Consider the following 26,093-nt stretch of genomic DNA (forward strand, 5'->3'; position numbering starts at 1 on the left):
GGCGCTGCCCCGGCCACTTGACCGCAACCATTCCGTCGAGCAATGCAGATTAGGTTATGCGCGCTGACGAAGCTTCGGACTTGCATCCCCTATGCGAAAGTCCTCAATTCTCCGGCCAGACTTCATAGCAGCAACCAACCACCGGGGCCGCTTGCCACGCCCCGACCAGGTCTCTGACGTCTGGGGGTTCCGGTATTTCGGCAGCACCCGCGGATATTTGCGTCTCGCTTTGGCGGCCGGAGACACGCCGGACGCGCTTGAACCCGCCAAAACGGCCGTCCCGCCCCCGAGAACCGCCAGGCGCTTCTCCAATTCGTGCTTTTCTGCCTTAATCCGATCCGATAGGATCCCGCTAATTTCCTCATGAAGCGACCAGAGATCGTCAAGGGACATTGATTCTAATTCGAGTTTCTTAGCTGGCATGCTCGCATCCTGTAGTTGCGCCAAACTTGATATGCCCCAGATCCACATTAATCAAGATGGTGAACTCGATTTACCCAACAAAATGTATGGAACCGCACTTAAATCCGCATTCCAGATAACTGCGTCGCAACAGTCAATCAAGGCAAAAAAATAGGCTATCCTCATAACTTAATCTCGGAGGGGTAAATTTCACACGTCCAGCGGGCAGCCGTGGAACCATTCAAGCGAACTGATATGACGGGATCACATCAAGCGCCCTACGCGTCATCGCGACGCAATGTTCTCGATGGATAGGTTGGCGTAGGCTGCCCTTTGTTCTGGGCAATCTCGATATTGCAGCCTTCGAATATGCGCCAGCGCCAACGAACTCAATGTCCCTCAGCGCTAGCTGCCTGACCGCGATTTGAGCTTCACGTCCCGAATATCCGAGGGTGCAGCCGGGGAAGGATGCCCCGAGTTGAAGACGCCGGGAGGAACTCGATTGAGATACTCCCCTTTCTTGCTTGCAGCAAGTCATTGGGCTGCCAAGCCCCCATTTAATAAAATAACCCTAGTAATAATTATTAAATCATATATTATTTATTTATTGTAGCGTCGATTTGAAGCACTGGCTTTGGTCCATCGTTTGATTTTGGGCGTTCGGGCAGATGATGTGCTCGTAAGCTGAGGATGACAGATGGATCAGGCGTCAGTCGAACGGTGACGAGAATGCTATGCGTCGGCAAGATCTCGAAGCCATGGACTTTGAGGAACTCTGGCTCCTTCACGAAGAGCTGACAAAGATACTTGCCGAAAAGATCACAGTCGAGAAGCGAGAGCTCGAAAAACGTCTTGCGCAACTCAACCAGCCGGATCAATTCGGTGAAGCTGAAAGCCGGGCCGCCAACGCCGGAACGAGCGAGCCGCCGCGCCGCAAATACCCGAAAGTCGTGCCAAAATACTTCAATCCACTCCGCCCGACAGAGACTTGGTCGGGACGTGGTAAACAGCCTCGCTGGCTAGTTGCCGCGCTCCAATCGGGGCACACGCTCGAAGAGTTCAGGATTCGCGAGAACGACGAGTCGTCTGATCGGAATGCGGGTGGTCAAGGGCATTCCTAGCACTGCGCAACTGCACAAATGTTGGGCCCTGAGGATTCCGAAAATCTGCCACCTGATGCGCGCTCTGGAGGCGGCTGATGGAAAACTCCGTTCCGTTGAGGAATCTCCAATCCCCCGAAGGCGCTCGTGTGACCGTTACTGGCATTAGACTTTTCCGGCACGAACCGTCGTGGTCGCGCTCAACAGAAACTGTAAAGTGGACCCTCTTGGCACAGACCACAATCCACGCACGCGCATGCCGGCTTGCGCGTAGCCAGAGGTCATCCTCCTCCGGTAATTTCTGAGGTCCAAGACCGTCATTGCGAGGAATGGCACACGTGTGGCCGGAAAGCGTGCTTGGATCAATTGTCGCATGAACTGCAGACGAGGAATCAGTCGGCACCGCATCGAGTGCGGGACCTCGACTCCAAGCAGCGCAGCGAGAGCAAGTAGCTGGGTTTCGACTGCGTTCTTCATCAATCCGCCCGAGACATGAGAGGTAAGCTCACTCCAATCGATGCCCCCGACGGAACTGTTCAGATCTCGCAATTCAAGAAGATGTCGCAGATCGAGGTCACCGAGCCAATAACCAAAGTCTTGAAACTGATCGTGGATGATCAACAGAAGCGCTCGGTAGGTGGCCGTGGGAACATACGCGCTCCCCCGCCCCAAGCGCGCAGGGACGCAATGGTTCAGAGCATTTCCCGGGCCACGGTCAAAGTACGCCGGGTCTGAAGCGCCCTGCTGCAGATCAATGGTTCCGACATCCCGGGGCCGGTTCAACTCGACATACCATCTCTTGCTGTTGGGAAGGGTCCGCTCATGAATTTGATAGCCAATTGCGCCCAGAGCGGCGACCGCCCTTTCAGCTTCGTCCGGCACGACCATAATATCCAGATCACACATCAGCCGAACTCCTCGTCGCTCGACAGGTGCTGTGGCTAGCGTTGCCGCACCCTTGAGCAACACCGGCGTAACTCCCTGGCCGTTCATCGCAATGACGGCCTCTTCCAATTGACCGGCCAACCGATCGTTGCGCAGCACGTTTCGGCGATGGATCTGGCGGATATAGGTGCACACGTCCTCTGGCAACACCGATGCAAATTGATCGACGAAGTCAATGAGCGCAGGCGTCGTCAACGTCTGGTTTGCGAGCCCGATGACGGAGGTCCACTCCACTTCGACGGGCGGCAAGCCTCGCAAGCAGTTGCATAGGCTTGTCAGTGCCGCACTATGCCTTGTCATCGCACAAGTCCATCAGCAGCTGTCGAGCCTGCGCCGATTCCGAATAGATAAGTTGGAACGATCGTGCGCCCGCAACAATCCGCTTCAAAGCGAAGAAGCCGGACTGCGACAGCTTCCCGTCTGCGGCAAAAGCGCCCTCAATGAGCCGCTTGATCGAATCAAGCTGATCCAGGGGGGTCAGCTCGACGGGGCCGCTTGCAACCCGGTTCAGAAAGATGATCCAGTTGGCAGAGAGGCTCCCATTGTGCGCATCGGGAATCGGCAGATACCGCACGTCGGCGCCATCGGACCGGCGGTGCGTCACGTCGTTCCAATCGCCATACAGTCGGGATAGCAACCGCCACGATCCCTGCTTGAGGGTGAGGGCAAATGGGATGCCGCAGATCGTTCCGTCAGCCCCAATCAGCGCAACGTCATCGCCGGCATACTGAAATCCAGCGTCTACCAGTTCTAGTGCAAGAGTCGACTTGCCGGCTCCCGGTTGGCCGCACAGCAGCAAGCCCATGCCGCACTTTGCAAGAGAAGCGGCGTGGAGCGCGAAAGCCCACTGATTGCTTCGGATAAGTCGCTCGGTGATGTGAGCTTTGATTGTAGGGGCCAGAGCTGCGGCTTCACATCTTTGGATGCTCGCGTCATTCCCGCGGAAGAATACTCGGTCGCCGAGCATCATTGTCTCGATCGCAATATCCTCCTCCTCGCCGCTGTCGTCCGTAACACAAAATAGCGAAATCAACTGTTGCGAGAGCTCCCGATTTGCAGCCCGGACGCTGATCCTGCGCTGAGCAAGAACCGTTGAGAAGGCACAATCGGCCGACATTCGCCAATCGAGATCGAGCACCCCTCGATCGATCCAGACGTTCATCGCCTGCCACGTGAACTCGCGCGCTGCGCGCTCGCCAATGCCTAGCTGCACAAGCTCCTGATGGACGTCTTCCAAAGAAGCACATTGTGCCAACTTGCACCAAATGAATGCCCCTAGCTGGTCCAACTCATAGAGCTTCTGCCTTGTCTCGCTGAAAAGCACTGATCGACCGTCCACCAGCGCGAAGATTGCACCCGCGGCGGGTCTCAACACCATCTCTGCCGATGTTTTTTCCAGCATGGCTATTCCCGATAGCAACGATATCTGTTTCGCCGCCGTGTCGACGCGGTGGCGACAACATCCGGCACTGTCCTGTCCGCGGCGCGTTCAAACGAGCTGCAGTTGCCGAGGAAGTTCGGCTTGATGGCCGTGCTGCAGCGGCGTAAATCCACCTTCAGTGCGGATGCACATCGCCTGACTGAGATTCGTTTCGAATGACCATACGGCCCCGGGTCACGCCGCCAGCTGACCACCCTCGTTCACCCCAGATGGAGAAATATTCAACACTTGTCCTCCGAGAAAGGTCGCCCGCGCGGTCAACCGGTGAGAGTCCAGCAGATAGCGGTAAACTTCGCGAGCAGCACTCCGCTCTCGTAGAACGCGCTCCCTCTCGCTGATGCTCGCTAGCTTCTCGCGCATTTGAGCCAACTGCTTCGCAGCCGAGGTGGAGTTGCGCTTCTTCTGGACTGATTCCCACATCGTCTCCTCCGACCAAAAAATTGACGAAAACAGCTTACGTCATTGACAACAATTAACAACGAGATTTATATGATCCCAATATAATCAATATTTATTTCATGTTTGAACCGGATGCAACCATTCAAATACCAAGAAGCGGGCCCTGCGTCGAAATAACAGCCGACCGAGAAACAGCGTCGCAGAAATCGCCGCGATGATCTTGACCTCCCGCGTGCAGGGCAGCGCAAAATAAAACTCGACGAGAGTCGCAAACCAGACCGACAGCGCAAGGCGTAATTTGCAGGATTAAATCCTAACGAAAAATATTTCGCTGACGAGAGTGGAGTGAAACCGGTGATCGAATTAGCCAATTTGCCCATCACGGGCGATATGATCGTCTTCGTCGCGAGCGGCACAGCACGCGCAAAACTCCCACCCGCTCAGATTGGCCCATTTTCAGTGGCGCCCCAGGAGCTTTCGAGAGACGCATAATCAACGCCCGCGCTGCCGAGCCAAAGAGCGGCGGCGTCCAAGGAATCGCTCAAGCAGCGATCCGGCCGGTTGGAAAAACGTCGTCACGAGCAACCCGCCCTGCTCGAACAAGCACTCCCAGTGTGCGATGCCCCCCAAGTAACCCACACTGAGATGACGACGCACTCCAGCCGGCCGGGTTCTCTTTCGTTTGACAACGAATAATAATTTCCTAGGGAGGTCTCGCATGGGAATGATCATGGTCAAATGTCCGCAAACCGGTCGCGCGATTCCTACTGGTATTAGGTCGGACCGTGAGGCTTTCCTGCGGAGCGTTGTGTTTTATGGCAATACTCGTTGCCCGGTCTGTCGCGCCAATCACAACTGGTTCGCTCGCGAGGCCTGGGTCGATGAGCCGGTCGTGCGGCCAGGGGAGATATTCGAGGAAGCGCCGCTGGGTTGATCCGTCGCGGGCTTCGGCACAGACGCGGAGCCGAACTGACTAGCATTACACGAATTTGGGCCGACCGCCTCATTTGACGCCGCGTGTGCGGAGTTGATCTTTTGTGACATGGCTGCCGCACCAGCTGGGAACTAGTCTTGGCACGGACTGGATGCGCTCAATCATCGCGCAGCGTTCATCTATATTCCTGTCTCGGCGGCTATTTCTGCAGGGCTTACTGGAGGGATGCGAAATATTTTGGCCTATCGTCGTAAAGCGAACTGACGCCCTCATGAACCGTAAGTTAAGCGTCACACCGGCAGGTCGGCGCAACCTAACGATTCCGATCGCTGACCCTGCAAGGGCCTGTTTGGGGGTATTGTAGTGAGTAGTGGGGTTTGCAGCCGCTTGGCTGTTCTGCGTCAAACGGCGATGGAGCTCGTTAGCCTGCTTGCCCAATTGCACAGGCTACGAGAGCAAGTGCGAAGGGCGGAAGGGCGAAGCCTCGGAGAAAGAGCGAGACTAGGGCCGGTGTCACGGATGCGTAGGCCCCGGTTTGGGACGACTTGCCGCACGCGGATTCAATGATGGCGAGCGGCGCGCGTAGTTTCAGCGAACGCGAAGACGATCGTTTCACGGATCGATCTTGAAGCCTCCGGTAACCCTTTGGCACAGCTCCAAGCCGCCCGATCGCTCCCCAATGAGGCGTGCGCGCAGCGGAGTTTCAAGGCAGGCCGATGCGAGTGAAGGCTCTGCGCCAGGAAAAGTGCTGCACTTGGATCCGGCGTCCCTTTCCGGCTTCTGCCCGAGGTCATCCACGCGCGGCATGCTGCGGGTTATGTCCCGCACCTGAGTCTGATTTTTTTATCTGTTTTTAGTTTTATGAAGCAGCGCTTCATCTGAAAGACAATTTGGAAGCAAAGCGAAAGCCGTTCGCGTCAAATCGTTTCGCTAGTCGCGCCACGGAAGGCAAATTTAGTTATCCGGTATAATCATAATTAATATGACACAAAACAGAAAATAAGGTGGGGAAAAATAATGGGAGGAGTGGATGGAGACCGTACGCCGCTTGCGCGCGATGGCGTCGCTGTGCCGACAGACTTCTGCGCATCATCCAGATCGAAGCTGGAAGCTTCTCGCCGAAGCTGAGTTCTGGGAGCACTTGGCTAATGACGTGCTTCGCGATCATTTCGAACAATGCACGGCTGGCTCCTCGCTCCGGCCGATCGGACGTGATCCGAATGCCGCGGAATCGAGCGCTCGCATAACCGCGTGAATGCTCTCGCCTAGCCCAATCCCGCTCGGCCGTGTGCCGGGCGTCAGTCCTCTTCAAGGCGCCCCATGGAGAACCAAGCCCTGCCGGCGCCTTCGTCGGGCGGCGCGCAGACCTGAGCAGGGACGCCAAAGCGCGCTCGGCTGCCCAGCTCGGTCCGCTCAGACTACCGAGGTCTGTTTTCTGAGTCGGGAATGCGCTTATGCGAAACTGTCGTTCGCCGTTGGACTTGCACTTTGGCGTCCAGCACTTTTTCCCCAGGTCGTGCGGTGCGCGGCCGGCTCACCTGGTCCGAAAGGCTGGAGCCCCTACCAACTATTCCAGCGATATTTCCGTCGACCTTCGCTGCCGGTATTTTTCGGTTAGGTGAGGATCCAACGATCATCTGCTCCTCGTTGCTCGTGCCGGTGCCAATAGCTCCGATCGGCAGACCATTTTGAGCGTGGCCAGCGCCGGCATTTCTCTTGGCCTGCGCCGCCGCCCGCGACTTCGACGTGCTGGGTTGAACGTCCGGGCTGTTGGTTTGACTGGTGCGGTTCAGGTTTGCACCGGTACCAACGTCTCGTGTCCCTATTCCTAGAGGCGCCGATGGACCAGGGTTGGCGCTGCTCGCATTTGTACTCATGCCGGACGGAGCTGACCCACCAGTGTTGGCGCTGCCCGTGCCCGTCCCAGTGCCGGCACCCGCGGAGCCCGCCACTGCGCCGCCTGCTTGGGCCAGGGCCAGCACAGCTACGCTCGTGATAATCGCGATGATCAGCGAAGGGAGTCGGTGGAGCATTGGACGATCTCCTTCCCAAGCGACCGGCAGCACTGGCCGAACATTTAATTAGCGATAAATGATTGAATAAAATAAAATATGGTTTATTTTTTGCCTATGGGTAAATTGAAATTGAGAAACGGATTGACGCATTAATGTCGCGGATGTGGGCACAAGCGCCGATGCAGGCAGGGTCTGGCCTTGGATCGCCCGTTCGCCGCGCAGACGTGTGGATTGCCTCGGATTGTGTTCGTAACTGTGCGCGCACCTGCGCAACAAGGTCGGCGTGGGTTGCACCGACTGTCCTGACGGTAATATCGGTTTTGACCATACCCGTTCTCGCGCAGCAGCCTAATTGGCCGGCGAGCGACGCCCATGTCATGGCGACGCACTTGCGCGGCACGACCGGCTCGGGAGGGTGGCGCGCGGCGAGGCTGAAACCATCTGCCGACACGACACCCCTGAAGCTCGCACAAGCCACAACCAGCAATACCGAGCGATCGCGGCAAGTGCTCGCCACAGAACAGGAGAGGATACGGGCCCTTGCTGCTGACCTTCGAACATGCCGACGGGAGCAGGATACGGTGCTGGGGCTGTTGCAGCATGCACGCGAGCAATGGACCAGCATTGCGGAGGCCACCGAGAATGAAACCGATGAGCTGCAGAAATCGCTCCGGGAGGAGCGCTTGCACACGCAGCGTCTGGAACGGGAACTTGTCAAGGCGCGCAACGATTTCGAAGTGCAGGCACGGCTAAGCCGCGAAATAGGCACCGAGGGTCGCGAACCCGAACGCCGGGCACAGAATGATCCGAGAGAGCTGCAACAAGCTGTCGAGCGGGAGAAAGATCGGGCAAACCGGCTGGAGCAGAATCTGACAGCCGCTCATCACGACCTGGAGACCCAGTCCGCAGAGGTAACCAGACAAGCCGCAGAGATCAGCGCAAAAGAGGCAGCGGAGGCTCAGGTACAGGCAAGCCTCCGACAGGAGCACGATCGTACCAAACAGCTGGAGGAGACGCTCGCGACGACGCGAATCGAGCTCGACAACCGATCCCAGCAGATCGCGAAGGCAACCGAAGAAACGATGCAGACCAAACGAACAGCGGAGAATACCTCGGCTAAACTGGAGCTCTCATTAAAGGAGGAGCACGAAAGAGCAGATGCGCTGGCGCAAGAGCTCTCGTTGGCGCGTTCCAAGCTGTTCGCCTATGAAGCGCAAGCCGCGGCAAACGATGATCGAGCCGAACAGTTGAAAAAGCAGCTCCGGCGAGAATGCAAACAATCCGGCCGAGATGAGCAAGAACTTGCCGCAGCGCGCCCGAGTATCGGACCGTGGCTACCCGCCGGGGTGTCGGGTGAAGGCGGAGCCGGCAATTCGCCAACAAGGGAACTGCTCCGAACACTGCTGCTGGGATCGCCGCAGGCGCCGCCCGCGCAATTCGCGCGAGAGCTCGTGATCACAGCAGCTGAGCCGAAGGCGCCATCCCCGGTTCTCGGGAACGAAAACGCCGCCGAACTCGTGCGATTGATCGCTCGCGCAACCGGATTGCTTCGACAAGGCGATATTGGGGCGGCACGAGTTGTCCTGGAGCGTGCTGCTGAATTAGGGAGCGCACCGGCAAGTTTCGCCCTCGCGGAAACGTATGATCCGAGCCTGCTTGCAAAATGGGGCGCGAGCGGAACGCGCGGCGACACGTCCAAGGCGCGAGAGCTTTACGCCAGAGCAGCAGCCGGAGGGGTCAAGGAGGCAAGGGAGCGATTCGACGCACTTGGTCATTAGCAGCATCGGTGCAGACAAATGGTCGTGCGCTGTATCGACTAGCAGATCGAACTTAAACTTACGTGTCGAAGTGAAGAGCGCAGCGGACAAAACAGAGTAGACGTTCCTAGGGGAGCCGGATCGATGAAGCAGCTGGTTGGAATACGCTCTTGGTTTCTCCTCATCGTGATAGCCGCTCCGCTTTTGATCATGGGCTGTTGCCCAGCAATGGCCCAGCAGACTCCGCGGGCGCGTGCGGATCATGCAAGGGCGGAAATTGCGGCCATGAACGATTGGACTGTCGGAATAGCCGGAGGTCTGCTGGAAGGAGCTCCCATTCGGCTTGCCGCGGAAATGGCGCGAGTGGCCGATGATGGAACGGACCTCCACGTGCTGCCCATCGTGACCCGTGGCGCAACCGAAAACGTCAATTCGCTGCTGTATTTGCGGGGCATTGATGCAGCAATCATCAATTCCGACGCACTTGACGAGTACAAGAGCCAAGTGCCGGACATCCAGCGACGGATCACCTATGTGCTCAACCTGTTTCCATCTGAACTGCACGTATTCGTCAGGCCCGAAATTCAGAGCTTGAGTGATCTGGTCGGAAAGAAGGTCAATTTCAACACCCAAGGTACCGCCGCAGCTTATTCGGGCCCGCTGATCTTCAGCCGGCTGGGGATCGAGGTCGATAAGGCATTCATCCCCCATCAGGTTGCGATGGAACAAATGCGCAGGGGTGAGCTGGCCGCCGTCGTTTTCATAACATCGAAGCCGGTGGATGCATTCATACGTGGTCGCTGGGATGCCGGCTTCAAGTTCTTGCCGGTCCCCTACGAGAGCAAGTTCGAAGATTATTATCTGCCATCTTGGCTGGACGCAGCTGATTATCCAAACTTGATCAGGCAGGGGGAACGCGTGACAACTATTGCCGTTCCAACCGTGCTGGTCGCTTTCAATTGGCCGATCAAATCCAATCGCTTTCATCGTGTGGCGCGCTTTGTTGACCGCCTGTTCTCGCGGATCAACAAGCTGCAGGAGCCCGGTTTCGATCCCAAATGGAAGTCGATCAACTTGGCGGCGACGGTCCCTGGCCTGACGCGTTCTCCCGCGGCGCAGGCCTGGCTCGATCGTCTGCCGCGTTCGAGCCAGGCGGCACAATGACGTTCACCCTGATCGCTCTCGTCGTGACGCTCGCGATCGCAAATGACCTCGCTCGGGCTCGAGGCGCCGAAGACCCTGTGGCGCCGGTTCGCGTCTCTGATCGGCCCGCAAATGGAGCCGGGGCGTGGATCGTCAGCGAGACCACCTCGCCAGTTGATTATTCATCGATCATCAAGGCGACACTTCCATCTCAAGGGGACGCAGCAATGAGCCTGTCGATACGCTGTCGCGGCGGCCTGACCGAAGTGTTGCTTGATGGAGCCGGCCTGTCGGGCCGTCGCGAGGATTACACCCTATCCCTGCGCATCAATGATGATCCACCTTTTCAGGTCTCAACAATTACGTCGGTGCGCGGTGTCGCGCTTGAAGGCGATGTCGTTCGCCTGTTGCAATCGATCCCCGGCCACACCAAACTTTCCGTGCATGTGTCACGCCGAACGGGGACCAGCGCCGGTGCAGTGTTCGCTCTCGATGGTATCGAGAGCGTACGTGCAAAATTTGCGGCAACATGCAAATGGCCACGCGCGATCGCGAAGCCCAACAATTGATCATGAACCTCAGCTTGCTTGGAGAAACAACATAATGCCAAAATTTCCGAAGATTATCACAGCGATGATCGCGACAATCATCTCGCTCCTGGTCGGGCTGTCTAGTTCCGCGGCACAGGAGACTCGCCTGCTCTCGGCACAGCCCAGTTTGCCTGCAGCCTCAACACATGGCGCGGCAAGAACGCACGCGAATTCATCAGCGCGGGCCGCGACGCCAAAACAATTTGAGCTGGCGCGCATCGCGCCATCGTCTGCTGCCAAGAAAGAGCACCGCTTAATCCTTCAGGTCAACACAAGCGACTCCGCGTCAATGAATCTTGCATTGAACAATGCACTCAACGTCGCGCAATACTACAAGGAGGTTGGTGAAGAAGTGAAAGTGGAGGTGATTACCTTCGGCCCCGGCCTGCATATGCTCCGCGATGACACGTCGCCGGTGAAAGCGCGAATTGAGGAAATGGCTCTGAGCACACCGGAAGTATCATTCAAAGCCTGTGGAAACACGCAAGAGAAAATGCAAAAGGCCGAAAATAAAGACATTCCGATCGTTGCCCAAGCCCAAGTGGTGAGGTCGGGCGTCGTTAGGGTGATGCAGTTGCAGGAGCAGGGATGGACCTACGTCAAGCCATGAAATGGCGACCAGACAATGCCTATTGAGCGGCTAGGTGCCGGCCTGCGGTCGCGACACCCCGATCGAGTGGGTCGCCGCAGCCGACGCAAATTGACTGGCCTCGATCGGGACAGATCTATCGCGCGCTATTGACCGGGCAGCGCCAGACCGACTGTCTGATCATGCGCACGAGAGCGACTTCGGGAGCGGGTTGAGCGAACATCGGTTCGTCTCAGTCACTTGCGAGGTCTGGTAGCAATTTTCCGGGGCAGCCCCTGCCCCGTCCATCCTACTCGGCCGCCTGCTAAGGTCGATTGTCCCGTAGCGCATAGGGTATCGGAGATGCAGGGCGGCGCGAGCTGTGACGCACGGTGCTTCGATTTACGTCAGTTCTGATGACCTCTTTTTCGAGGGCAAGCGATTAAATTCCACTGGATTTTATTTTGTTAACGCGTCAGATTTCTAAGCTTAAAGCGAGTCGATTTTACGTTGGGGATGTTAAATGGCAAAACCTGCCGTTTCCCGTAATGCCTTTCGAGGGTTGTTCGCTTTTTATGCGAAAGCTGATCACAAGCACGATGGCGATTATTGTGTGTTGAAGCTGCCTGGATCCGCTCAAGGCATTCCTGATCGGCTGCTACAGCAGTGGTCGCACCAGGCTGATCTACCCGGCGCTGAAGCCATCGCCAGCACACTGGAGCCGCGCACCCGGGAGATCGTGAATGGTCGTAAACGCTATGACCACGCCAGCGACTTTCTCCACGTGCTGCTGAGAGACCTAGAGCTAAGGGAACACTGAAGAGACGTCGCTGCGTCAGGCTCCGCGAGATCTTGCAGACCTGAATGATAACGCCTTTCGCCTCCGCGCTCTATATGCACCAGTCTGCTATTCCAATGCCGGGCAGCCGGCCCATTTTGTCGATATGGTGCTCGCATGCCGAGGTCGATTTACCAGCCATTGCATGAAAGGCTGCGAACGGAGAACGGTCAAAGTCTCCGCCTGACCTTTTCAGAAATTGAAGCGATCTTGGGGAAGCCTCTGCCGAGATCGGCCTACACCTTCACTGCGTGGTGGAGCACACTGAAGAGAGCAGGTCCTCAAGCGAGAGCGTGGATATCCGCTGGTTATCGTGTCCGGGTCTCAATGAAGCACCGCATCGTCGAATTCTATCGTTCTGATGTGAACACCAATGATCGTCATGGAACGCCCTGGCTGCATTGAAGCTTCCCATGATGGCGGACCTATCAACCTCGGTGTTCGGGACAAACTGCGAGAACAAGCCGACGCAGAATCAAGTTGCAACTTCAGGGCCGCAGCGAAAACTGCTGCGGCCCTGTTTTTGAGCGGAAGCCGCGAACCGGATGCTCCGGAACGTGGCGAGAAACTCTAACGGGAACGCTGCGCGATGGCTTTAGGCCGCATGAGGGTTGACGATGGTGTACCCTCGCAGGGAGCGCGGGTGAATTCGCGTTGCGTGCCCACCTGAGTTGGCATCGTACGCCTTCCAGATGTCACCAGCGATGTGCTGTTCAAGGACGAAGACGTGTCCACGTCGCGCGGCAACCATTCCCGGTGCTGGCGAGGTGCGGGGAAAGCGCAGCCAATTGGCTGCGAGGTTCAGTTCCGGTACTACCCGACCAAACACTCGGATCGCCGCACCACATCCGCAGAACGATCGAGGGCAACCGGCCGGACGACCGCTAACGATCTCACTACTTAAGGCCCCTGAGCTGGCCACAGACATCCGTAGGCTAGCAACGGCACCTCGCTGCAGGCGCGGTGCCGGTCTCGTGTATCTCTGCGCCTGCACCAGCGAAGATGAAAAGTCGCATGGCATAATCACGTTGCATTCAGGTGGCAAAGCGGCGCGCAAGGGGCGCGCCTCAGATGAAATGGATGTCGCAAAAGCGAGCAATAAAGCTACGACTACTCGAGTGAACATGCAGGACTCCGGGTTAATAGCCCTGCCCCAACGCGCAGAAAGCGCCTTTTAATTTGGCGAAAATAAGTTGCAAAACCAGCATTAAATAGGATTTTATGGCCGAATTAAATCAAGAAAGGAACGTTTCGATTTGCCTCGAGTCCTGCTTGGGCGACCGATCCCTTCTTGTCGTGGATCGATAGATGGAAAAGGCAGTCGCCTACGCAATCTCAGCGGCCCTCGTAGGTATCGGTGTTTTGATACTGGTCGTTGGCCTGTCCTCCAGCTCGCCCGCTTTGTGGGTGATGGTCGCGCTCGTGCCGATCACGATCGGGATCGTGAGCGCTTTTGGCCCCGTGTAAGGATGGGGAAAACGGCCGATGCGTCAGATCGTCTGCATTTTCCGAATCGCGCCTCTGTGCACGCTCTCAACTGGTTTCAGATTTGCGGGTACACGCGCGTGAGCCATTTCGTCTCTATGCTTCTGCTTGCCCTCGCCCTGACGCTGACCTTGTGCTTCGGGGTGGCAGCCTGGCGCGTGTCGGCCGGCAATGACGTCGAGATCACCGCAACGATTCCGCATGGGGAATACGGATGGAGATCGAGGTCGAGGAACTGAATGCCTTGCGCTCACCCTTCGGCTACATCCTGGCGACTATGAACGTGGACCTTGACGACTCGCCATCGAGCGGAGGCTGCCCCGCGTCTCCTACCGTTCCTGCCTCGGGCTCGCCGACGGGCCTTTAGGACCGCAGGTCGTCCGTTCGCAACATAGCGATCAGGTTCGCGACCGCCAGCTCCAGGTGCGGCAGGGCATCACAGGGCTCTGCGGCATCGAGATCGTCCACGTGCCAATTCTGGACCCGGTCCGCGATGGCCAGGAAAGCGGCGTTCGACCATCGATTGATGCTCCGCCTCTTTTAATCCTATGACGATATCTGCTTGCCGGAAGTCAGGTAAGGTGCACGGCAGCGGAAGTTCATCAGCATCGTTGCCGAAAAATCCCCGACACGCGGCGAGGTCATAGCTTACCGTCAACTATTCTGACGAAGGAGGAATGGCATCAGCTTCTCAAAGATTTCTATCCGAAAGCGATCAATCTCCCAACTGAGCGCATCGCTGAATCCCGCGGCATACGCATGGATGATCGCTCGGTCCGCAGTCACTTTGGTCGTCACGCCATTTACGACCACCGAGCCTGTCAGGATCTTTCCGTCCCATTCAACAGCGCGACCATAACCCACCGACATGGCAACTCCAAACACAAGAAGGGTTGGTCTTATGCCGCACCAGGCGGTTATCTCACACCCACGTCGTCGCTTGTTTGTTCGTGCTGCCGCTCATCGTCCTCATCTCGGATAAGTTTGTGAGATTAGCGCAAACCAAAGCAAGGCACGACTGCGCACCACAGTCAGTTCCTTCCGATTCTCTCGATGAATTCCAACGCGGCTGGCGCAATGTCATCGAACTCGACAAAGCAGCGGCGCAGTTCATCTGCGATCTCTACGGTTACATCACGCGACCATCCCTCAACCGTGTTGAAGACCACGATCCGAGCAGGGTGCTTGTATTGACCTTCCATTATTTGGCGCATCAGCGTCGCTCGACCAGTGTCGTCTTCGGAGGTTTCGCTCCAGGCACGGCCGAGCCCACCTCCATAATCCTCGAGCACAAGATAGACGTCACGTGGATATGGATGAGGCACGATGGACGGAGAATGAGGCATGATCCCAAAACTCTGAAAATCGTCATTTAATTTCTCTATTAAACTATATTAAATATGGAATTTCAATCTAATTTACAGCCGTCCGGCTGCGCTTTCGATCGGTCGACACTGCCTATCGAGCGACCCACTCGCCGGCACACGCGCTTTTGGAGGCGAGCAAAAAGCGAGCCGTGGGGTAACGGCGGCGGCGATGGCTGTTCCGACGGCAAGGACGACAGGGGCCGCTAACGTTTTTCGGAGGCACGGCGGTTGGTACGGGCTCGCCAATTACCGCGTTTGCCCGATTCCTCTCCCCAAGTGGGCGATGCAGTCGGGCCCCAGCTTTCCCCATTGCCCCAAGGCAAGGCTCATTTTGTTCGGCTTGGAACGACTTACTGATTGCCAAGTTTTCCCGTGCCTCCCCAAGGGGCAGCTGCCTTCACCAAGGCGGCTCGATAGCCCCAGCTTCACCGCCCTGAGGCTGGGGTCCTTTTGCTGTCTGGATAGCTGCAGACTCAGGAGGGCGTTGATGCAGGGTTATAGCTCGATCCTTCTTGTCCAACGGTTGAACGACCTCGTTTGTCAACTGTCAGAGCTGGAAGATCTGCGGCTTAAAGTCCAAGAGGCGGAGCGACGCGCCTCGGCTGTACCTGCATTGCAGTCGCCTCCGAGCACTCAATCGCAGCGACGGCGAGCCGCGGGGGAGCGGACCCCCGAGGAGTGACTGGAACCCGATTTATCCTGCGTTAGCGAACGAGCGTAGAGGCTGTGCAGCTCGACTGCCCTGAAGGGAGTGAACTTCACGATCCTCGCGTGGTGAGGCTTGAGCAAGGGGCTTCGCATTCCGCATTTATCTTCGGCTTTCTCGCGCGACAACACGCGCCAGTCAATTATCCGCGCAGAGCGACTGGCCGCCGAACTGATTGAAAATATCGATCGGCTGTTTGCCCCTCTTCCTCTCGATGAGGGAAATAGGGCGCAGCGCGCTCGAGCCGTCGACCAGCGCAAGCGTGTATTGGCGGATTGGCGCAGGCCGCACGCGACAGCAATGGCGATGAGACAGCATGGCGTTCTGAAGCCTTGCCCCACGCTGATGTTCGTCAATGGCGCCAGCGAACTCGACAAAAGCACGACCAGGACTTACGTGATACCTGCGTCATGCTGCTCGATCGGGCTGGCTGCGACTTGCTGATGACCTGCGACATCACTGGGCATTCATACCGAAGCGCGCAGACCATTGTGAAGCACTACCGCGCCCGGAAGGCGGCTCAGGCCGAGTCCGGCATCGCCTGGCTTGAATTGCAGGTGCGGAAGGAAGGGCTGAACCTGGATCGTCATTCTGTCGGTGTTTTTCAGCGGTGCATGGCTCCGGCCAAAGCCTTCGGCTATGCGCGCTCTCGGGCGTGAGAGAGGTGCGCGTGAGCTAGTTCATGTCCGCGCTGCTAGTGGTGACTGCGTTGACGCTGACCCTATGCTTCGGCCTGGCAGCCTCGCGCCAGTCCACCGGCAGGGCAGCCGATTTCACCATTGCCTCCCAAAATTCCAGACTGGGACGCGGATGGGATGCCCCTGAAGACTAATGGCCTCGCCTCGGAAGCAGTAGCATGGCTTCCATTGACGGGGGCTCCCCACCTATCGTGAGCACCGCATCATCAACCGGCAATAAAGGATCTGGAACTATCTTACACGTAGGTTCTTCCGTTCTGATTGGTCACTGGAGGCTAACAGATGACGGATGAACAGCTAGCTCTTCAGGCTGTGAGTGACGCCCAGCGCATTTTGGAAAAATACTTAGAACCGAGGCCGGAATAACGAGCGCATCATCTTGGACAAGCTGGTGGAGGTGCTCGAGCGGCCAGATCTTCTGGTCGCTGTTCATCGGATGCAGCGCGGCTCGTAAGCGCGCCGTTGCTGGTCGGCTCGTGCGAATTCGAGCCAGTCCTCAGCAAGCTTTAGCCACGGCTCCGCGTCGACGGGACTGACGGGCTTGCGCCGTCCGTTCCCTGCACACGTCAGCTAACTGGTAGAAGCGAAGTACATCTTCAGACATGCAAAATGACGCGACTAGGCCCATCACCCCGCCTCAAGAGTATCGCCACTTCCGACACTGCCTGTCGAGTATCTTACATATCATCCTGATTGGGTGACTCCTCGCCCACTGTGCTAACTGGCAACCCCGCCGGCCCGCAGACGCTTTCAAGTGCCGGCTTTGCCGGTTGCCAGCACCATATAGGCAGACGCCGCGTCACAACTCAGCAGGTGGCGTACCAGCCATCAGGAAACGGGAGCGGAGGCCATTCGCCCGCGGTGTCATTCGCGGCCTCCGGCTCGGCGTCGATTGGTCCACCTGCCGAAGGACGCCACGCAGGAGGCGCACCCGGCTCGCGATCATAGGGGTGCTGGTCGGAAGGCGCTGTGCTGCCGAAGTGCATAGACTCTATCGAGGGCATAAGTGCACCCCGCGCTCTTGATATCTCGCAATTAAATAGACAATGCATCTATTAAATATATTAAATGTTTGACTTGTTCAATCGCGAAATGATTGAATAGGTTTGTCCTACGGCGCCCGTGAGCGCGGTATTTTGAGGCCAGCGACCATGTCCTTGGCATTCCCGCACTGGCTGATGATCGCAGGGCGGGGTGACGGCTATATTGGTGTCCTCGTCAGCGGAAAGAAAGCGAACCGGGTTGATCGACCGCCAGGCGAGCCGATCGATGTGCCGGCTTTACCGCTCCTCAACTCGCATGACCCGCAGTAGCTCGCGCGCGTTCCGCTAAGAGCGAGGGTTAGCAATGGCTGTCAGAATTGAATGGGGTCCGCTTGAGGCGATAACGAACGTCCGCAACGAAGCCTGCAAGGCCCGAGACTTCATCATCCAATCCCATGATGGACACGTGCAGGGGCAGATTGTCGTGCCTGACGACGCCGATCAGTTCGTCATGGGGGCATGTGAAATCCGGCTTCTCGAGCTGCTAAAGGACGCCATCAAGGAACTGGAGCGGTGAAAGCGCCGAAGATTGCCGCCAAAGCGAGTACTAAATTCGATACGTGGTCAAAGCGCCCGGCCCGCCTGTGCGAACCGGCGGGCCCTGTCCCAGCCACGCCTACCGTCTCAGATTACCTGCGGACTGCTCGCCCCGATCGCTCACGATCTCGTAGCTCACCTTTGCACCTTCTGCCAAACCACTGAAGCCAGCCTTCTCCACCGCTGAAATGTGGACAAAGACGTCCTTCCCGCCGTCGTCGGGCTGAATGAAGCCATAGCCTTTGGTTGAGCCACTTCACAATACCTGTCGCCACGCACGTCTCTCCTAAATGACCGTCGCCACATGACAGAAGCTGATAAAAACGAAAAGCCACCAACTTAGGATTTAGTTCAAAATGCGAGTTGGATGAATGACCGCCTGTACTGGGACAGGCGTCATGTTGCCCACATGAGGAAGGCAGCCAACGTGAACCGGCGCCCTCCCGTCAATTTCCCACGGTGGACCAGCAGGGAACGAACACCTCGATAGGGAGCTTGAGAATCTTGCCGGCTCCTCGCGAGCTAACTGAGCGGCCGCGGCCACCCAAAAGTCGGCCTGAAGCCGGAGCAATCTCACTGCTGGCGCCTACACAGCCGGGACGAACTCGTCGGCTTGGAAATGGCCCGCAGTGTGAACCGGCGAATTTTTGTCGCAATCAAATGCGACGCGCTAACGCACTGAGCGCAGATAATGGTCTGGTCGGTTGGCGCGATTCATCTCAGCGAAGGCCTTCCCCAACTCTTCCGCCGTATGCTTCGCCTTGAAATTCTCCCATGCGATCATGAACCGCCCCTTCGCTTCATCGAGTGAGCCAGCTTTCCCGAACGGCGGACCGGGAAGCGTCACGATGCACGTCCACAACCAGAACCCCGGGGAGCATTCGTTGGCATAGCGGATGCGCCCGACTAGCTGCCGGTCCTCGTGAACCGTGTAATCATCCAGGCCTATCATCCGCAGTGTCAGAGGCATTGTGGCTTGCCGCAGGGTAGAAACGAAGATAAAGCGCGGCGGATTACATTGTGCCAATTAAACCTCGCCTGACCTGCGCGGCGAGGAACCCGTGTCCTCCACTGCGCCGTTGCTGTCTCGCTGGCTTGCCCAAGCTGGCGGAGCGGCTCCGGCGTACCTCAAAAGCCAACCCTGAGGCCGGGGCCGTCTCTCCGCCATCGGTCTTTTCGGAGCATATGTTGTTGCGCGGCGCACAACGCAGGTCCTACCGCCATAACCCCAGCTTGAGTCACGACCGCGTGCAGGAAACCGTTTCGAGCCTCACACGCAATGACGCGAAACAACGCCCTCCAAGACTGAACGGCATTGACGTCCTCTCGAGTAGAGTAAGATGAGGAAACTATTTTTCGGTGCGGCCTTACTCGCGATCGCATTCGTGGGGTGTTCAACGATTATCTCGGCCGCTCTTTCTGCAGCCCGGGAGCCAAGGCCGCAACATTCTCCGAACGCTTTGCGCCCGCGCTGAAGTCCGCCTCGAGCGGCTAAATGCACTCATAGCCGTTATGAACCTGATCTGGCGGCGCCTTACTTACATGATACTGGCCGGCATGCGGTCTAAGCTCGTGAGAGCAACGACTAAAACGACCGGTGTGACCGGCGGGTCATTTTTCCACTTTGACAAGATAAATCGACCGCACGATGCGGCGAGCTGACTGAGACGATCATGCGTGATCGCGCGCCGCTTCTCATCGGCTGTTAGTTTCTCGCGTCAGTCAAATCGTGACGAGAACAATAATAATTGCGATTTCAACCAGTAACACCGCTGCTGTCATGGTGGGGACGATAAAAACGTAGCCATGCGGAGGATGATCCGCCTCACCATCGGCCAAGAAACGGCCCCTCACATCTCATGGCGTAAGCAGGGGCGGGATGCGGGAGCCGTTTCTCGGTGGCCAGACGCGTTCGTCCGGCGCCAGGCACTCTCAAATTAATTCTATTTTAAATATCGGTCAACATTTAAATTGGCATTATATTATTTATTTATTTAAAAATGGCCCTGTGCTTTAAAATCGCCCAGCTTGCCTTAGAGCGAGCGCATCCGTCGTTCCCCATCCTTTGCTGCCTCGCAAGAGAGCAGGACGTATCCCCGGACAAACGCGTGCCGGCCGCTATCGCGCATGGCACGGATTGGATCGAGCGTTACCCATGCATTGCCGCGGCCGCTCTGAAGAACCGCCAGAAGCACTTCGTCGTCGAGGGTGAGGAGGTAGTGCTTGGCGTCGATGACGTTTCCGATTTCAACGCCCTGCACTCTCTGCCAGGCAGCTTCAATTTCCCGTCTCCGTTGGATTTTTTCAAAGATCCGGTGGCTATGGGCAAGCAGATCCTCGCGCAGTTCGACCCGTCGAAGATACTCCCGAAGGCACCGAATCTGCCGATGCCTGACCCCGCCCAATCCTACTAAAGCGGGCCGCGACCTGGACCAGGTTCAATTGCACTTTCAGCACGAGGACGAGAAATTGCTTCCTCGCTTCTTGTCAAGCAAAACGGCCTCGGGACTTAATGGCGCGGTTTCTGCATCCAGGCTCGTTTGTTTTAGGGACTGACCGCTCGATGAATCCCCGGCTCCATGCCTATGAACTCACTTCGGAGAACGACACGTATGGCGCACGAACTGCAATTTCTCTTTCTCCACGAGATCACGCAGGAGCAGCCCACTGGAGAGGTTCCGAAGCACGACCCAATCCCGCTCCTGATACTCTTTCTTGATCCTCCCAACCGTGTTTGCTGCAAAGTCTTGCGCAACCCGTTGGCTCCTTCGCTTAGGCCGCCCACATACGCCATGATGAGAACTGTCGGCGCGAAGCCCAGCAGGCACGCGACATCTATTGCTTCTGGCCCTCTTGATGCTGTCTTGGTTGCCATCACCTTGAAAGCCAAAGAAGGATAACTGTCTCGGTAGCCGTCGCACGTGCCCTGGAGGCCGGCGAGAAGAGTCCTCGGCTAGGATTTCTGACGTTCCGATGCTCGCGCACGAAGCTTCGCCTCTCGTGTTGCTGCCCCGCGCACGTTTCTCGTTCACTTGAGCGCGCAACAGCGCCCCGCGAGCAAGCATTCGAAATCCATGTGAAGCTTAAACCGAAACCAGTTCCCGGTCGGCTTACAAATGGAACCAAATTGACTACCATTAAATGAGAAATTTGATTATGTCATATAATCATGATGACTCCATCGCAAAAACGAAAAATATGTTGGGGGAAAACATGGGAGGTCGAAATGGAAGCTGCCCGCCGCCTGCGTGCAATGGCGCTGCTTTGCCGACAGACTGCCGCACTCCAACCTGAGAGAAGCTGGAAACTGCTTGCAGAGGCAGAGTACTGGGAGCATCTGGCGGCTGCGGCTTCAGTTCATTGAGCTTCGGTGGAGTATTCTTTAGCTTTCGCTTTTCGTCGACTTCTTACTTCAAATCATTTCTGAGGCATGTGATGTCGAGTACGCGTCAGATTTTTTCTAGTGCTGTTCTGAATGAACGGCACCAGGCGCTTCTGGAGGAGCTTAGAGAGGTGGAAAAGCTTCGAAGTAAGCTCCGACATGTAGAAGCAAGAACAAGAAGAAAGCGTACCAAAGCGAGCGGCAGAGCAAGAGCCGTTTAGAGACGGCCGGGACCGCAGTAGCGAGCCCCGGTGACGACGTCGCTGCGAGATGTCGGCAACCAGCCAGGCCGCGGTGCCTCACAATGCTCGAACTAACTCGGCGGCGAGACCGGCCGTCTATTCAGGATCGCGCGTTAGCTCCGACCTTCATTCGACGTTGCACTTCGGAACACAGCAACGAGTCGATCGCCTTGCCAAAGCTCAACGTCGTGCTCGTCATGCATTTGCTCGGCTCGGCGTCTCGCCGCCTGCTCGTCAATGCAGTCGAGCTTTGCAGCGCAGATCAGTTGCCGGCTGCCGTCCACCACGAACACCTTGTACCGCATAATGCAGTCCGATCCCAAAGGCGACCGTCATCGTACTCGAATGTCCGTCTAAGCCGGTGCCAAACTAGGCGTGGCGCACGGAATCTTTGTACGTGTGGCAGTTCGGCTATACCGGCTCGTGGAATCCATTGATTGCGCGGCGGATGTACCTCGCATCTAAGCTAACGTAATCTCCACGCATGCCGAAGCGTGCGGCTCGAGCTCAAGAGCGAGAGGCCACCAAGCGTCATCAGCAGTACACCGAACCAGGCCGTCCAGCTGCGCGCTTCGCCGTGCGCCTCTGCAGTGCGCGCGCCCAGCGGCATATCTTGAGGTGCGTCGGCGAGAAGCTGCCCAACGTCGACTTGGCCCGGCACGGAGTGTTCGGAGGTGATCTGGTTGGGAAGATCGACAATGGGGGCCGCCGACCCCGTGCCGAGATTGGAAGCGGCATCAGCTACCTTCATTTCGGGTACAGGCGGCTGAGATTGCTCGGGCGGTGCGGAGCGCAGCACCTCCGCGCGCGCATCAACGACCGCGCTCCACCTCGTCCCGTTCTCGTCCAAACTGGCGCTGCGGTCTTTGGCCATGCGAGCCCGAATGGGCTTCTTCACCGTCGCGATGCCCTCGGCCAGGAACCAGCATTTGCGGCGACCGTCCATTCGGTAGACCCAATGCTGTCCACCAGTGGTCGAGGTACCGGGACGCGGCACGCATTCGGCTTGCGGCGGAGAGGTTACCGTGGGTTGGGGCGTAGCAGTATTGAAGAAGTCGGCAAGAGGGTTGGCAGACGCAGGCGCCGCCGATAAACCTCCGACAAGCACCAAACTGGCGAAGTATAATCGCAAATGACCGGACATCGAAAACTCCCGGGTGCGCCCCACCCCCGCTCGAACCTTAGCGGTGACAACGGCTCCCATGCGGCTTAAATCGGGCGGCGCGATGAATTAATTAATTGTACTCTTGGCTACCTGATTAATATGCCGGTCACGAGGCAGCGCGATTCATCGAGCCGTCCGCGCCGCCGTCCGGTCGATCGCCATCTTTGCGCTCGTCCCCGAGCACGAAAGCGCAACTGGCCTAGGGTGAGTTTGTGGAGGTCACGAGACGTGGCTACCCCGCGCGGCGATTTAAATACTCCGCCACGATATTACCACTGTCGCGCCTTTCTCCCTGCTACCTCTCGTATTAAATGTGGATTGCATGATCAATATTTAACTGAGGGCTTGTCTGCTCCCGGATTCCCGACTTGTCTGCCTGGGCCTTCTGCCCAAGATTAGGGATGGAGCCATGAACACCGCGCATTTCAATTCGCTCTCCGTTGACGAGCTCTGGATATTTCACCAAGAGGTCGCCGCCAAACTCACTCAGAAAATGTTGGTGCAAAAAGCACATTTGGAGGAACGGCTCCACAGGATTGGACTGGCCAACGAGGCCACGCGGTTCAATCGCGAGCGCCGTCCATACCCGCCCGTTCGTCCCAAATATCGCAATCCGAAGAACCCGGCGGAGACATGGTCGGGTCGCGGCAGGCTGCCTCGATGGCTGCGGCCGCAGCTTCGAGGCGGCCGAAAATTGGACGATTTCCTAATCGATCGGGCTTCAGCCGAAAAGCGGCAGACAAGTTGAGCGCGCGTTGCGGCATTTTGGGATGGAAATGCTGGCGCCGGCTGTTCCCCCTTGGGCTCTGAGCTCCTCACATCATCGTTGAAGCGCGGGTCATAACCATGCTTCGAGGCATGGCCATAGCGAGAGCGCTGGGCTGATGGTCTCGCTGAATCGCTCGGGGGGCCCGCGGCGCAGTGAGGACATCGACGAGAATCTCAAGCACGCGATGGCCATGTCTAGTTGTCGTGCCCGCTGAAGTGCCGCCTAACCGCATTCCACGCTCGAAGGACTGGAAGGATGAGCACGATGAAAAGAACCCTGATTGCAACCGGCCTCATTGCGCGCTGCAGGAGTGGTGGGTCGTGATCGTCCAAGCGACCGGCCGTCGTGTTAATCGTCACCGGAGATGGAATTCCTGCTCGCCGAGTAGGTGCCGGTCTGCGCGAGGGCAGGACAACTACAACAAACAGAACGTTCACCAGTAGCCATATTCCCACAATGAGAAGAAAAGTACGCACGAGAACGACCATCGTTGATCTAAATCTGCCGAGCTTACTCCTGCCTCATACCCGGCACGCAACCGGCAACACTGCGTTCGCGGACGGAGCCGCTTCAGCGCAGCCGGCACATTTTCGCATCTCCCCGAGGCCGTTGGGCCCCGAGCGCTTTGCGAGCGTCCAGGATCGCTCGCAGCCTAGTCCGGCGCAACACTCGCGTCTGTGCGCTTTCGAACATTCATGCCCCTTCAGGTATGCTAGTTCTATGCATCATCCGGCGAGAGCCGGACAGGGATGGCTCATCAGCCAAGACGGCCGTCCTCAGCCCGCAATCCCTGAACAGCGGCTGGGTCATGCAGCGGGGCCAAATATCGCAGAACGATGAGCGGCGAATTTGGCGGTCCGCATAGAACCAGTATCGAGTTTCGGCAGTTGACTCCGGGTGGATCCGAACCAGCAAACTGATTTGTTCGGGCCAAGGATAAGTTTAAGCTAAGCCGGCACACATGAAGGACCTCCGACGACGTTTGGAAAAGGTCCGCGCTGACGCCAGAGAGTTTATGCTGATGAGCCAGCAAGCGACGGACATAGAAAAGCGCGAGCTGTTTAAGCGCTTGGCGGATGAACTCGCCTTCGAGGCTCTCGAGCTTGAGCTAATCGTCAAGAAAAATGAGCGAGCTAATCCGTGCGACCAGCACGAGGTCGTGGAGTTTAAGCCGCCCTCTCAGCGAACGCGTGGCTGATGCGGAAGAGGTCAAGCCGGCTAGATCGGCGTGACAACGGAACTTTGCGCATGGCTCCGCCAGCGAACGCTGCTCCGCCTTCGCCGCATCGCATTGCGGTTGGGAGGGGCCCAATCCGGAAGCGGTGATGTCATTGTACGCCGCCAGCAGTTCATCCATGTGGTCCTTCCGTCGATTTCGAAGAACAGCGGGGTTTCAGGCAAGGCGCCGAGGCTACGGAAGTGGTCGACTATTTCTCGGTGAACCTCGATCGCAGCCCACGCGAAAGCTGAAGGGACCGGACCTGCCTCGGTAGAAGGAGGAAGCGTTCCCATGCGTCCGAGCCGGTCGAACTCGGCCGCCCGTTCTTCAGGCCCGCTGTCCCGCATCGCCCGCTTGTGGCATCGACCTGACTTTCAGAAAGTTCGCCGCGCTTTCGCGGCTGAGACAATCCGTACGAGCGCTCGAACCGCTGCCGTCAGAGTACAACATCGCAGAAGATCGTACTTTAGCGTACAAAGTCGTTGCCATGTTGGTGGCGATACGACTCGAATCCCGACCCGAACATTCTGGTTTTGGTTCTGCATCAACGGTATCTTTCTGCGGCAGACAGAACAGATCGTCCGTTTTGCCCGCTGCAATAGCCCCGCACGTCCGAACAATCCTTGCACCGCATGTAACGCTCCAACTCGTGGATCGGCGTCGTCTTCGTTCGTCGCACGACTGCGCTCACACCGTCTAATGGGACGTAAGCTCTGACAGATTGCGACGCGCGCAAGCAGGAGCCAGCGTGCAGCTTTAAACGTTTATGGGCGTGGATCGATCTCGAAGATGATCGACATGGACCGGACCGAGCGCTTCTTTGCCGGATGACTGTCGTGGGCACGATCTGCCTCTGCGCCGCGTTTACGATGTGGATGCTCGTTTGAGCCGCCACTCATGCGCCAACGGAGGCGCCCTATTTCGGTGGCTGCCATCTTGGCAAGGTCAGCCACTCGGTTATCTGAGACGTGAATTCGTTCTGCCGGGCCTTCCTAAGCAGACTGTCTCGTTTGTCCTGGCGGAAATGACCCGGCTTCATCACGTAGCTGTTGAGCTTCTAGGTCAAGCCGAGCCCCACACTTCCGAGATCGCCGCAGCGCTTGCCGCGTCCCGGAAAGCGGAACTCCCTATGGTGTTACCCATGCGCATTTCGCAATTGTGCAGCGGGGCGCTGGGACCTAACTCCTAAATCATCCTGAGAGACAACAATTCGCCTCCGAGGCGCGTGTGGTTGGAGTTTTTGAGATTGAGAGCTTCCGCAGCTGAATTGGACTTCGGGGCGCGAGGCGTAGGCGGATTCAAACAAAGTTCGAGTTGGCCGCCCTATGACGCTCGAAATGCGATGCGG

Annotated in this window: 22 protein-coding genes and 1 pseudogene; 14 read left to right on the plus strand and 9 right to left on the minus strand. The window is 57.4% G+C overall.

Annotated features, from left to right (window positions below; translation table 11 throughout):
• Positions 1 to 54: 54 nt before the first annotated feature.
• Positions 55 to 423, minus strand: coding sequence for an H-NS histone family protein (locus IVB07_RS24120; RefSeq protein ID WP_026233240.1), 369 nt, complete (start codon positions 421 to 423; stop codon positions 55 to 57).
• Positions 424 to 1,136: 713 nt separating this feature from the next.
• Here IVB07_RS24120 and IVB07_RS24125 point away from each other — a divergent pair.
• On the plus strand, positions 1,137 to 1,523 hold the full coding sequence (locus tag IVB07_RS24125; RefSeq protein ID WP_026233241.1) for an H-NS histone family protein: 387 nt from the start codon (positions 1,137 to 1,139) through the stop codon (positions 1,521 to 1,523).
• A gap of 144 nt (positions 1,524 to 1,667) precedes the next feature.
• Here the strand turns inward: IVB07_RS24125 and IVB07_RS24130 are convergent, their stop codons facing one another.
• The 3 genes from IVB07_RS24130 to IVB07_RS24140 all read right to left on the minus strand — a co-directional run bounded on the left by IVB07_RS24130 (position 1,668) and on the right by IVB07_RS24140 (position 4,308).
• The gene (locus tag IVB07_RS24130) at positions 1,668 to 2,747 is read right to left on the minus strand and encodes a nucleotidyltransferase family protein (RefSeq protein ID WP_256469147.1); all 1,080 of its coding nucleotides are present in this window, start codon (positions 2,745 to 2,747) and stop codon (positions 1,668 to 1,670) included.
• Positions 2,734 to 3,849: a hypothetical protein gene (locus IVB07_RS24135; RefSeq protein ID WP_018456760.1), complete on the minus strand. Its 1,116-nt coding sequence runs from the start codon at positions 3,847 to 3,849 to the stop codon at positions 2,734 to 2,736. The genes IVB07_RS24130 and IVB07_RS24135 overlap by 14 nt, the downstream gene beginning before the upstream one ends.
• Before the next feature lie 213 nt (positions 3,850 to 4,062).
• Complete coding sequence (locus IVB07_RS24140; protein ID WP_018456761.1) at positions 4,063 to 4,308, minus strand: hypothetical protein; 246 nt, start codon at positions 4,306 to 4,308, stop codon at positions 4,063 to 4,065.
• A 697-nt stretch (positions 4,309 to 5,005) separates the two neighbouring features.
• On the opposite strand from IVB07_RS24140, the gene IVB07_RS24145 reads away from it, so the two are divergent.
• The 7 genes from IVB07_RS24145 to IVB07_RS24180 all read left to right on the plus strand — a co-directional run bounded on the left by IVB07_RS24145 (position 5,006) and on the right by IVB07_RS24180 (position 13,599).
• Complete coding sequence (locus IVB07_RS24145) at positions 5,006 to 5,221, plus strand: hypothetical protein (protein ID WP_083926445.1); 216 nt, start codon at positions 5,006 to 5,008, stop codon at positions 5,219 to 5,221.
• A 2,404-nt stretch (positions 5,222 to 7,625) separates the two neighbouring features.
• Positions 7,626 to 9,014, plus strand: coding sequence for a hypothetical protein (locus IVB07_RS24150; protein WP_247363387.1), 1,389 nt, complete (start codon positions 7,626 to 7,628; stop codon positions 9,012 to 9,014).
• Between the two features lie 123 nt (positions 9,015 to 9,137).
• Positions 9,138 to 10,157 carry a TAXI family TRAP transporter solute-binding subunit gene (locus tag IVB07_RS24155; protein ID WP_026233243.1) on the plus strand — a complete coding sequence of 340 codons (1,020 nt, stop codon included), beginning with the start codon at positions 9,138 to 9,140 and terminating at the stop codon, positions 10,155 to 10,157.
• On the plus strand, positions 10,154 to 10,705 hold the full coding sequence (locus IVB07_RS24160) for a hypothetical protein (RefSeq protein ID WP_157642984.1): 552 nt from the start codon (positions 10,154 to 10,156) through the stop codon (positions 10,703 to 10,705). Before IVB07_RS24155 ends, IVB07_RS24160 begins: the two co-directional genes overlap by 4 nt.
• 34 nt (positions 10,706 to 10,739) lie before the next feature.
• Positions 10,740 to 11,336 carry a DsrE family protein gene (locus tag IVB07_RS24165; protein WP_026233244.1) on the plus strand — a complete coding sequence of 199 codons (597 nt, stop codon included), beginning with the start codon at positions 10,740 to 10,742 and terminating at the stop codon, positions 11,334 to 11,336.
• Positions 11,337 to 11,817: 481 nt separating this feature from the next.
• Positions 11,818 to 12,114, plus strand: a complete 297-nt coding sequence (locus IVB07_RS24170) for a hypothetical protein (protein ID WP_026233245.1) — start codon at positions 11,818 to 11,820, stop codon at positions 12,112 to 12,114.
• Positions 12,115 to 13,440: 1,326 nt separating this feature from the next.
• Positions 13,441 to 13,599, plus strand: a complete 159-nt coding sequence (locus IVB07_RS24180; protein ID WP_018456767.1) for a hypothetical protein — start codon at positions 13,441 to 13,443, stop codon at positions 13,597 to 13,599.
• Positions 13,600 to 14,271: 672 nt separating this feature from the next.
• Here IVB07_RS24180 and IVB07_RS24185 read toward each other — a convergent pair.
• Positions 14,272 to 14,487 (minus strand): hypothetical protein, encoded by a 216-nt coding sequence (locus IVB07_RS24185; protein WP_018456770.1) that lies wholly within the window; start codon positions 14,485 to 14,487, stop codon positions 14,272 to 14,274.
• Positions 14,488 to 14,567: 80 nt separating this feature from the next.
• On the opposite strand from IVB07_RS24185, the gene IVB07_RS24190 reads away from it, so the two are divergent.
• The 4 genes from IVB07_RS24190 (at position 14,568) to IVB07_RS24205 (ending at position 17,948) form a co-directional block, all read left to right on the plus strand.
• A complete protein-coding gene (locus IVB07_RS24190) occupies positions 14,568 to 14,993 on the plus strand; it encodes a hypothetical protein (protein WP_157642985.1) in 426 nt (141 codons plus the stop codon).
• Positions 14,994 to 15,765: 772 nt separating this feature from the next.
• Positions 15,766 to 16,134, plus strand: a complete 369-nt coding sequence (locus IVB07_RS24195) for a hypothetical protein (RefSeq protein ID WP_143274148.1) — start codon at positions 15,766 to 15,768, stop codon at positions 16,132 to 16,134.
• The gene (locus IVB07_RS24200) at positions 16,134 to 16,349 is read left to right on the plus strand and encodes a hypothetical protein (RefSeq protein WP_143274149.1); all 216 of its coding nucleotides are present in this window, start codon (positions 16,134 to 16,136) and stop codon (positions 16,347 to 16,349) included. The genes IVB07_RS24195 and IVB07_RS24200 overlap by 1 nt, the downstream gene beginning before the upstream one ends.
• A gap of 1,386 nt (positions 16,350 to 17,735) precedes the next feature.
• Positions 17,736 to 17,948: a hypothetical protein gene (locus IVB07_RS24205; protein WP_018456774.1), complete on the plus strand. Its 213-nt coding sequence runs from the start codon at positions 17,736 to 17,738 to the stop codon at positions 17,946 to 17,948.
• Between the two features lie 99 nt (positions 17,949 to 18,047).
• On the opposite strand, the pseudogene IVB07_RS24210 reads toward IVB07_RS24205, so the two are convergent.
• Together IVB07_RS24210 and IVB07_RS24215 are read right to left on the minus strand one after the other, a co-directional pair.
• Positions 18,048 to 18,243, minus strand: a pseudogene (locus tag IVB07_RS24210) (cold-shock protein).
• 395 nt (positions 18,244 to 18,638) lie between these two features.
• Positions 18,639 to 18,938 (minus strand): hypothetical protein, encoded by a 300-nt coding sequence (locus IVB07_RS24215; RefSeq protein WP_026233247.1) that lies wholly within the window; start codon positions 18,936 to 18,938, stop codon positions 18,639 to 18,641.
• Positions 18,939 to 20,076: 1,138 nt separating this feature from the next.
• Here IVB07_RS24215 and IVB07_RS40725 point away from each other — a divergent pair.
• Complete coding sequence (locus IVB07_RS40725) at positions 20,077 to 20,382, plus strand: hypothetical protein (protein WP_345947049.1); 306 nt, start codon at positions 20,077 to 20,079, stop codon at positions 20,380 to 20,382.
• A gap of 1,676 nt (positions 20,383 to 22,058) precedes the next feature.
• Here IVB07_RS40725 and IVB07_RS24225 read toward each other — a convergent pair.
• Positions 22,059 to 22,538, minus strand: coding sequence for a hypothetical protein (locus IVB07_RS24225; protein ID WP_240543874.1), 480 nt, complete (start codon positions 22,536 to 22,538; stop codon positions 22,059 to 22,061).
• 628 nt (positions 22,539 to 23,166) lie between these two features.
• Here IVB07_RS24225 and IVB07_RS24230 point away from each other — a divergent pair.
• On the plus strand, positions 23,167 to 23,505 hold the full coding sequence (locus IVB07_RS24230; protein WP_085357172.1) for an H-NS histone family protein: 339 nt from the start codon (positions 23,167 to 23,169) through the stop codon (positions 23,503 to 23,505).
• Positions 23,506 to 24,634: 1,129 nt separating this feature from the next.
• Here the strand turns inward: IVB07_RS24230 and IVB07_RS24235 are convergent.
• Entirely contained in the window at positions 24,635 to 24,883 is a 249-nt protein-coding gene (locus IVB07_RS24235; RefSeq protein WP_158091481.1) for a hypothetical protein, read from the minus strand.
• Between the last annotated feature and the right edge of the window lie 1,210 nt (positions 24,884 to 26,093).

Origin of the sequence: Bradyrhizobium sp. 172 (assembly GCF_023101065.1) — a bacterium.
In the GTDB taxonomy this organism is placed as follows: Bacteria; Pseudomonadota; Alphaproteobacteria; order Rhizobiales; family Xanthobacteraceae; genus Bradyrhizobium; species Bradyrhizobium canariense_D.

Bases quoted from the DNA above. Each gene is read 5' to 3' on its own strand.
- IVB07_RS24120 (WP_026233240.1), bottom strand. From the start codon at position 423: ATGCCAGCTAAGAAACTCGAATTAGAATCAATGTCCCTTGACGATCTC.
- IVB07_RS24125 (WP_026233241.1), top strand. From the start codon at position 1,137: ATGCGTCGGCAAGATCTCGAAGCCATGGACTTTGAGGAACTCTGGCTC.
- IVB07_RS24130 (WP_256469147.1), bottom strand. From the start codon at position 2,747: ATGACAAGGCATAGTGCGGCACTGACAAGCCTATGCAACTGCTTGCGA.
- IVB07_RS24135 (WP_018456760.1), bottom strand. From the start codon at position 3,849: ATGCTGGAAAAAACATCGGCAGAGATGGTGTTGAGACCCGCCGCGGGT.
- IVB07_RS24140 (WP_018456761.1), bottom strand. From the start codon at position 4,308: ATGTGGGAATCAGTCCAGAAGAAGCGCAACTCCACCTCGGCTGCGAAG.
- IVB07_RS24145 (WP_083926445.1), top strand. From the start codon at position 5,006: ATGGGAATGATCATGGTCAAATGTCCGCAAACCGGTCGCGCGATTCCT.
- IVB07_RS24155 (WP_026233243.1), top strand. From the start codon at position 9,138: ATGAAGCAGCTGGTTGGAATACGCTCTTGGTTTCTCCTCATCGTGATA.
- IVB07_RS24160 (WP_157642984.1), top strand. From the start codon at position 10,154: ATGACGTTCACCCTGATCGCTCTCGTCGTGACGCTCGCGATCGCAAAT.
- IVB07_RS24165 (WP_026233244.1), top strand. From the start codon at position 10,740: ATGCCAAAATTTCCGAAGATTATCACAGCGATGATCGCGACAATCATC.
- IVB07_RS24170 (WP_026233245.1), top strand. From the start codon at position 11,818: ATGGCAAAACCTGCCGTTTCCCGTAATGCCTTTCGAGGGTTGTTCGCT.
- IVB07_RS24180 (WP_018456767.1), top strand. From the start codon at position 13,441: ATGGAAAAGGCAGTCGCCTACGCAATCTCAGCGGCCCTCGTAGGTATC.
- IVB07_RS24185 (WP_018456770.1), bottom strand. From the start codon at position 14,487: ATGTCGGTGGGTTATGGTCGCGCTGTTGAATGGGACGGAAAGATCCTG.
- IVB07_RS24200 (WP_143274149.1), top strand. From the start codon at position 16,134: ATGACCTGCGACATCACTGGGCATTCATACCGAAGCGCGCAGACCATT.
- IVB07_RS24205 (WP_018456774.1), top strand. From the start codon at position 17,736: ATGGCTGTCAGAATTGAATGGGGTCCGCTTGAGGCGATAACGAACGTC.
- IVB07_RS24215 (WP_026233247.1), bottom strand. From the start codon at position 18,938: ATGCCTCTGACACTGCGGATGATAGGCCTGGATGATTACACGGTTCAC.
- IVB07_RS24225 (WP_240543874.1), bottom strand. From the start codon at position 22,538: ATGGACGGTCGCCGCAAATGCTGGTTCCTGGCCGAGGGCATCGCGACG.
- IVB07_RS24230 (WP_085357172.1), top strand. From the start codon at position 23,167: ATGAACACCGCGCATTTCAATTCGCTCTCCGTTGACGAGCTCTGGATA.
- IVB07_RS24235 (WP_158091481.1), bottom strand. From the start codon at position 24,883: ATGGATGAACTGCTGGCGGCGTACAATGACATCACCGCTTCCGGATTG.